We start from the raw sequence: 7,789 nt of genomic DNA on the forward strand, positions 1-7,789 counted from the left end.
GGCCAGACAGGGATGTCCGGCCTCCGGTCCGTGCTCGCGCGCATGGCGGGCCAAAAGCCGCGTCGTCCACAGTTCGTGCGGATAGCCATGGTCCCTGGCCTTGTCGCACGCCAAAGACACCAGCCAGGCTTTCGCCTCCGGCGTGATCACCGGCTCCTTGCCCGGCCGCGGCCGGTCGTCTAATGCTGCAAGCGGGCCATAGCTTTCGGCGCGCTCAATGCAGCGCTGGACAGTCTGATGATGGACGCCAAGTCTTCGCGCAACGGCAAAGAACGACGGGTTGTCGCGATAGGCCAGCAGCATGGCGGCCCGCGATACTCGGCTCGCCGGCTCGCTTCGAGACCGCGAAAGTGCCGTCAACGTTTCAGTCTCTTGCTCGCTCATCGCCAGCTCGATTACGCGCCGCCTTGGTGCCATGATGAAACTCCTCGGTTGAATAATCTCAAACGAGGAATCCACGAACACACTTCAGGTTCCATCAAAGGCCGCTTTCATGGAATCGATCGTCTAGTCTGCTATGCCAGATAGATCTTCAGATGATCAAATCCGCCGACGCGTAAGTTGTCATACTAAATCTGAGGGAAGCTTTCGAAGCCCTTGGCTTTGAATGCGAGTTACTCCTCACGCGTGACGAGGTTCTCCTCTTCAAACTCGATGCCACGGACGGCCAGGTGCGCTTTTGCGCGAAGGCACCGTTTGCAGTCCGAACGGGAAACGACCTCCAGCCCATTATGCTGTCTCCTTCTGATCTGCCGTAAAGTCGATCGGGCAAGCGCCTGCTCCACAATCGACATGCTCGAAGCCAATGTCTTCCTTGCCGATGTCGTTCTCGATCGCAGCCGCAATCATTTCGAACTGCTGCTTGGTGACGGGCCGCTCAGGTTGATATTCGTATGCTGAAGTATCGGTTTGCGGCATGACAGAGCAGCAACGGATGGAAAACTGGCCGTCGGTCAGCGTCTGCAGGAAGCGATCGAAGGTCACAATCTGTCCTAGCTTCTGCGTTGAAGCTGGCTTTCGCTTGCGTCTCCGCCGCGGCGATCTCAGCGACCGTGATTTCGCGCCCGCAGCCGTCGCATTCGCAGCCGACCTTGTGCTGGACGTTCTCCAACTCGGCCTTCTTGGCTTGGAGGTCGTGATTGCCGGGGATCGCGTGAATGATGACGCCCATGTTGAGGATCTTTTTGATCGTATCCTGCAACGGATTGAGCACCTCGGGATCGATCGAGCCGCGCACATGCATGACGTCGCCGGCGCACACCATGAATGTGGCGCCGTCCGGATCGCTCGGTTTCATTTCGATGCGGCGAAGAGTTCCTTCAGGCCCGCGGTCTGTCGATCGTTGGCCTTCGGGTCTTCACTGTCAGAGGCTTCACGAATGATGTTGATGATCTCGACCTCGTTTGCAGAGACCACAGCATCGATCATCTTGGCCGACTGAGGATCGTCTCCCATGAACTGCTCAAGCGCGAGCCGGAAGAGATACATTGGGTCGACGTCGATAGCACGAGCAAGCCCGGCGACACGGTCCAAGGGAAGCTTAGCGTCGCCCTTTTTGATCATCGTGACCATGTTAGACTGTGTCCAGCCAGCAGCTTGGGCGATTTCTCGATGGGACTTGGTGACCTTTTGGTCAATGTGCTTGTCGAGAAAACGCGCAACCTTCGTGTGAGCGTATGGACGAACGTATGTAGTGGTGGACATTACTGGAACCTTTCTTCCTTTGACTTTTCATTTGCCTCCACCAACAGCGCGTTTTCTTGTTTTCTGCTGTATAGATAGCAAGATTGTCTTGGGTATCACGATTTCATAGCGGCGAAATCCTTCGCAGTAAGTCAATACCGATTGATTGGGAAAAGGACGTTCTCAGTGATGTGAAGCCTTTCATTTTCTTTAGAACGCCAAGGATTGCTCGGAAATTATGAAACTAAAAATTTTTTGAGCCCATTTCCAGATTAACAATCCCCGACTGTTCCATAACCTGCATTATGCGATATGTTATAACATTACCCATAAAGCACTATTCTTACCATGGCGCAATGCCCATTCGTATCAACTCAGGGAAGATCAGGCGCCTCATCATTCCGGTGAACCGATCGGCACCTGAAGTGAACGAACCTAGGAGCTCGGTCTCGCGCGTTATAGATAGCTCGACAAAATCCGTCGGTTGACCCGCAGCACCCAACCGATCAAACTCCGCCATTGCAAGCTCCAAAAGTCGAAGAGACGCTTTGGCTCGCAGCATCTGACGAGACCGATCGGATACGAGACCTTCCCGATTTAGGCCGTAAATATCGATCGATGCCCGAGCCCTTTGCCCGTCCTCTGTCGTTTCCGACTCATCGACGCATTTCGCGATGCAGTAACCATTCTCTTCTACGAACTTGATGTAGTCCGCGGGCTCCTCCCCTGCAGGGTCGATCAAGAACGGCCGTTCGCTTTTTTCACCGTTTTCGGCCGACGCCCGATCCGCTTCATCGAAGATCGGAAATCGCTCGCCTTTTCCAACCTTGACCAGCGTTCCATCGTAGAGAGCTTGCGTCTCCTCGCGATTGCAACGGATACAAGAAGGAAGCAAGTTCTCCCACACTGCCGCAAGCCACCAATACCCTGGAGAAATCCTATCGGTTGCGGTTTCGATAGCGCCTTTCGGTCTAAAGTGCTCGAGGTCAACAGGCGACGTTACGTCATAGTAAGCCTCGCAGTACGCGCAGTGTCCACCGGTTAGACCTTTCAAGGCAACTTTGCCGATCTTGTATGCCGTAAACTTAAAGCCATCTAATTGCTTGTCATCGACAAAGTGCTTACGCGCTTTGAGCAGTTCGATTGCCCTAGCATTAGACAAGTTTTGCGGCTCTGGCCCGCGGTCGATCTTTCTCATGTGTCTTGGGAGCGCCGGAAGCCAATTCGGACCAAGTCACGAACCCGGCGCCGAGTTTCAGCACTATTTGTCCGATCAAGGTCAAGAGAATTGTTTGATTCACGGATGAACTGGGCTGCGGCCTCCAGCATAAGCCTCTCCCGCGTATTTCGTCCCAATGCCTCTCTGTCGCCAATAGTCTCACGCAGTTCGCCGAGACGCTGAACCCGATAAGGATCGGTCGGTAAAGAAAGGAGGTGGAAATACTCGTCCAATTTTGACTCAGTTTCAGGGTCGGTCGTGCTGTCCAATCCGAAGACCCTAGACGTTAGCAATTCGTCGACTGGCATACCCTCAATCGGGGGAAGATCCTGATCCAAGACAACTAGGTCGCCTTCGCGTCGCAGTAGCGCGACCTCCCTGTTCCGGAGACCGCGGAGAACCAGCGGGTTGTGCGTACTAACAATGAACTGAACCTGAGGAAACGCTTCGCGAAAAGCGCGAACGATTCTCATCGCCCACCGGGGGTGGAGGTGGGCATCGATCTCATCGATAAGAACGATGCCCGTCGCGCTTGAGATGGTTTCCCAGCGCTCGAACAGGAGCCGCATGATATCAGCACATATGCCGATTATCGTCTGGTAGCCAGCCGAGACTTCCGAAAGCGGACCGCGATGTCCGCCTATATCAAAGATCGCCCGGTTGCGAGTTCTATCAAGGACGGTTTTGGCCTCTGCATCGTCCGGCAAGACACTTTGCAGCACTCGTTGAGCAACCATGAAGCGGGTCGGATCGAGTGTCGCGAACCAAGCCCCCGAGTATCGCACTCTAGCGATCGGATCTAATAGCGCCTGTATCCGGCTGAACCGAGGAGAATGGTCGCTGCGCTGGCGCCTTCGCTCAGCATACCTGACAGCACCGTACCCCAACACAATCGCGGAAGGTCTGCGAGTCCCAGTGAAGGCATCCGCGCCTTCACTGAAATGCAACTCGGCCGGCTCATCATTATCCCAAAACCATATCTTAACGCTTCCTTCCTCTGCGCCACTCGAGAGGACGTGGTCGGGGCGCACCAGACGTCGTGCTTCTTGCGCTCCTGCTAGCGTAAGCGCTATCGCTTGAAGAAGGGTGCTTTTTCCTGTCGAGTTTTCTCCGAGTAGCGCAATCCAGGGCGATCGCTCGGATCCCGGCTCACCGAACTGCAAGGTCATGTTTCTCAGCGCCTTGAAATTCACGATCTCAACCTGTTGCAGCGCACGGGCAGAAAGGCGAAAGGCGTCGTCGTCGAGAGCGAGTATCTCATCAGCGGACCTGGTATCGGGGCTGACACCTTGAGACCTGTTCGCTCGTTCGCTCACTGTCTTGTCGGACCCGCTGATGGCTTCTAAAGCCTGCCTTGCCACCGCAGAGTAAGGTTGAAAGTCGGCGGCAAATCCCGTTGGGTCAATATTTTGGCCAACAGCGACAGCAACGCGTTCCCACACTAGACGGCGTGCCCGTACCAAGCCTTCACGATTGAGGTTAAACACCTTAATCGTCGTTTCACCGCGGGGCGTCAGAAAGCGGACGTCCCCGCTTTCTGTGAAAAAGAGATGGTCCTGCGGACTATCTCTGCAGGGATCGAGGAGAAATGCGTCTTCAGAACTCCAAATTAAATGAAGGGGCGTCATCGGATCAGCGCGGGATCCGGCGACCGGAAAGAGCGAGCGCTTCGACCTAGCGCAAGCGCTACAGGCGATATAGAGATTTTCCCACTCAGCGAAGAGCCATACATAATGGTTTGGGGCACCTTTGCCTGAGAGATCACTGGCGTCGGTGATGGGTCGAAAGCGTTCGACATTCGGTGAAGATGTCGCCCCAACGTCGCTTTCGCAAAATGCGCATTTCCCGTTGAAAAGCTGCATCAACGGTTCGCGCGCCTTGCGATTTACTCGGGAACGGAAGCCTTCAAATCTCTTCCGCCAGGAACCTATTTCGGAATTGCGAAACCAATCCTCAACCTCGAAACGAGCCTGATGCTCCTCCTCTAAAATCGGATTGGGTACTCGGGAGCGATCAATTCGGATCATAACAATATTTGAACCAGGTGGCCGAGGCGTTGGGCTGATAGTACTATCTGAAGCTGAACTTCACCTCAATCCGCAGAGGCGGCCGAAAAAATGCTGACGCCCGTTTTTTCTGCAACCGACAGACTATGCGAACATTTCGCGCGACCGATTTCCGCAATTGTTCACACTGTCGCATTTGCCCGACTGCTCTGGGCCCCAATCCAGCTAGCCTGTCTCAAATCTTCCATGTCACTTGAACTGTTTGGTGGTTCCCGCGACGCGTTCGACGCAGAAGCGGGTAACCTCGATAAAAATGCTTTATCGCGTTCCAATACTGGCTTCGGAGACACTTGATCTCCTTGTAGTCAATCTCCGGCATGGTCTTCAAGATATGGGTCGATCGCGTTAGGATGTCTGCCTGCTCGGCCAACCCCTCAATTATTTCACTGCCCCCGCACGCCAAGGCATACACGGCGACAGGGTCTCGATCGCGGATGAATATCTCAAGAGCGTTACCGAGTTGTGCCCGCGCGACGTTCGCTTTGATGCTTGTACTCGTGATTACCTTATCGATTGTTACAGGGTGTCGATTGGCTCGTGACGGAGAAGGTCAATGACCTCTCGGACTTCGTAAATGTATTCCCTGAAACCCCGGAGGCCCTCATCGAACATGCTGATCGTAAACTGAACGGCTTTGGAAATGCTCTTCGACGGAAGGTTGGTCGTAAACCGCCGATATGGTTCCTCGAAGTCGGTTCCGAAGTCTATTTGGTAAGACAGACGTGAGGGCGTGTCGGCCTTCTCTTTTCTAAGGACAAAGGGATGCAGGTCACCATGGAGGTTTCCCATAAATCCAGAGAGGACCGATTTGGTAAGAATAACGCTTCCCTTCTCCGTCGTTTCGACGGGAGCGTCCAGATACATCGGATAGTCGAAGTCGTTCGAGCGGCAAACGAGCCGCAGATATCGGGTTTGCATATTCGTGAACCTTATATCGGAAGAAGTGGGATCAGCCGCGGATCGTGATTTCAATGGCAGTCGGATCGATGCCGAAAGTGATGCTCAGCCCCGCCTTCGCCTCAGCGATTGTCAGCCCGCGCGACTTAGCGGTGATCTTCTCTCCAGCACTGAACTCTGGCATTGGCTGGAATTCCAGCGCATCGAATTCGATCATGTCGAAATCCTTAGTAGTCCAGAAACGAACTGGATTACGTCCTTCCCACTGATCGCGGACATTGCAGAGCGCGTATTCGCTGAAGAGAATAAGCCAGCGGCCGGGGGTCTCGGTCGACGGTACGACGTCGGAAACCACGCCGACCATAAATGCTGAGCCGTGCGCTTCCTGCCCTTCGACATCCGCGTGATGAGCGTTGCGGCAAAGTACAGCATACTTACATGCCTTGGCACGCGCTCTGTCGAGGGTCCAGGATTGCGTTCCCCCGACGTCTAAGATGGTGGCCACGGACTTGAAAGTGAAAACTGAAACCACATTGTCGGTCATATCGTTGCCCTTTCCGGCGCTGCATAACAACAACATATGGTATCAGCAACATTAAGTCAATGTATGCATTACATCACATGAATGTACTTTTACTTTGATCATTGGCGATGACCTGCATGCATGCCGAGCGATCGAAGGTAAGCAGTATCCGGCTCGCACCTTGCCTGAGATTTTGTGGTCGACGTCCACGATTCCAGCCACGGCAACCATGCCCAACAGCGGACTTTGCTTGGATCAGAAATGAGCAGGTTCGAAAAAACCAAACGCATCTGGCGGGTCTACCAAACGTGCCTTGAAGCATTGAGCATGGGTGAACCAAATCTGCCACTTGCCGTCTGAGGTTGCGACGGTGAGACTAAGCGGGTCGGGGAACATAGGCGCTATTGCCTCGCCACAGAAGCAACACGGACCCCACTCGACATCTTTCTGCTCGTCGGTCATTTTTCGTCACCACGCTCATGGAACACACGACTGGACCGTTCGCTGGGCGAAGGTCGGATAGATCGACTGGCGCACCAGCGCAAGGAGGGTATCATGCCACGAGGGAAACCGAAGCCGCGCCCCTCAGTTGTCTTGCCGGAAATTGAGATCGGTGACTGGCATGGGGAGTTCGCTGGTTCACCCTCTGGCAATATCGGTCAGCACATGCAGCCGGGGCCGCCAACCATGGTCGTAGAGTTCACCTACTTGATCGTCGGAGCGGTGGTCATTTCCCCGAACAACAAATTCCGTTGGCCAGCGGTAGTCTCCTTTTGGGTTCGAACGCCCTTGACACCCGAGAGGGTCGAAGCTGGCTTCATGTTCAAATCCGATCAAATCCCGTCTGTGAATCTCAGCCTCGAAGTCACGCGGCAGCAGTTTACCGAGAGCTGCTGGCTGTTCAGAGAAAAATTGCTCAAGGAGTTTCATTTCCGAATTGGGCCTGGGACAGACAATCATTGGCCGTTGGAGACCTGGGGAGCGAGTTTTCGGCTTTGATTGACCGCGATAGCCGATGGTCTCCGCCAAAAAAGTCGCGCTACGCTCCCCATGTCAAGCCGACATAATCATGCGTTAGCGTCGTTCCCGATTGGGCAATCAAGAGGAAAAACCCATGCTTGAAGACGACCGGATATGGCATGTGCGAGATTTGGTGCCGATTCCGATGAAGCCGCCCCTTTGTTCCGAGATGATTGCGCCCCGGGATTCCGGGATGATCTCGCCCCCTTGAGGCTGGGGTCCTGCTGGCTTTGATTGTTGTCAATTCATTCGGGTAGGGAGTCAAGATTTCCGGCGCTGATTTCGCCGCAAGCTTTCGCCGGATAGGTCGATGCGGTGGGCGTTATGAACGAGCCTGTCGAGGATGGCATCGGCGTAGGTTGGGTTGCCGATGATCTCGTG

At 54.4% G+C, this 7,789-nt stretch carries 10 protein-coding genes; all 10 read right to left on the reverse strand.

What is annotated here, in order from left to right:
• Positions 1-417 (reverse strand): helix-turn-helix domain-containing protein (locus AB4Z52_RS35405; RefSeq protein WP_442222491.1); only part of this gene is annotated, 417 nt, incomplete at its 3' end.
• Positions 418-877: 460 nt separating this feature from the next.
• A complete protein-coding gene (locus AB4Z52_RS35410; protein WP_442222492.1) occupies positions 878-1,297 on the reverse strand; it encodes a metallophosphoesterase in 420 nt (139 codons plus the stop codon).
• Positions 1,294-1,704, reverse strand: a complete 411-nt coding sequence (locus tag AB4Z52_RS35415; RefSeq protein ID WP_442222493.1) for a hypothetical protein — start codon at positions 1,702-1,704, stop codon at positions 1,294-1,296. Before AB4Z52_RS35415 ends, AB4Z52_RS35410 begins: the two co-directional genes overlap by 4 nt.
• 322 nt (positions 1,705-2,026) lie before the next feature.
• Positions 2,027-2,881, reverse strand: coding sequence for a hypothetical protein (locus AB4Z52_RS35420; RefSeq protein ID WP_442222494.1), 855 nt, complete (start codon positions 2,879-2,881; stop codon positions 2,027-2,029).
• Positions 2,878-4,929, reverse strand: coding sequence for an AAA family ATPase (locus AB4Z52_RS35425; RefSeq protein WP_442222495.1), 2,052 nt, complete (start codon positions 4,927-4,929; stop codon positions 2,878-2,880). Before AB4Z52_RS35425 ends, AB4Z52_RS35420 begins: the two co-directional genes overlap by 4 nt.
• A gap of 555 nt (positions 4,930-5,484) precedes the next feature.
• Positions 5,485-5,832, reverse strand: coding sequence for a hypothetical protein (locus AB4Z52_RS35430; RefSeq protein WP_442222496.1), 348 nt, complete (start codon positions 5,830-5,832; stop codon positions 5,485-5,487).
• Between the two features lie 85 nt (positions 5,833-5,917).
• Positions 5,918-6,409 carry a hypothetical protein gene (locus AB4Z52_RS35435; protein WP_442222497.1) on the reverse strand — a complete coding sequence of 164 codons (492 nt, stop codon included), beginning with the start codon at positions 6,407-6,409 and terminating at the stop codon, positions 5,918-5,920.
• A gap of 234 nt (positions 6,410-6,643) precedes the next feature.
• Entirely contained in the window at positions 6,644-6,850 is a 207-nt protein-coding gene (locus AB4Z52_RS35440) for a hypothetical protein (RefSeq protein WP_442222498.1), read from the reverse strand.
• Between the two features lie 177 nt (positions 6,851-7,027).
• Positions 7,028-7,318, reverse strand: a complete 291-nt coding sequence (locus tag AB4Z52_RS35445) for a hypothetical protein (RefSeq protein WP_442222499.1) — start codon at positions 7,316-7,318, stop codon at positions 7,028-7,030.
• Between the two features lie 351 nt (positions 7,319-7,669).
• Positions 7,670-7,789 (reverse strand): ATP-binding protein (locus AB4Z52_RS35450; protein WP_442221949.1); only part of this gene is annotated, 120 nt, incomplete at its 5' end.

The organism is Rhizobium sp. 2YAF20 (genome assembly GCF_052114685.1).
In the GTDB taxonomy this organism is placed as follows: domain Bacteria; phylum Pseudomonadota; class Alphaproteobacteria; order Rhizobiales; family Rhizobiaceae; genus Rhizobium.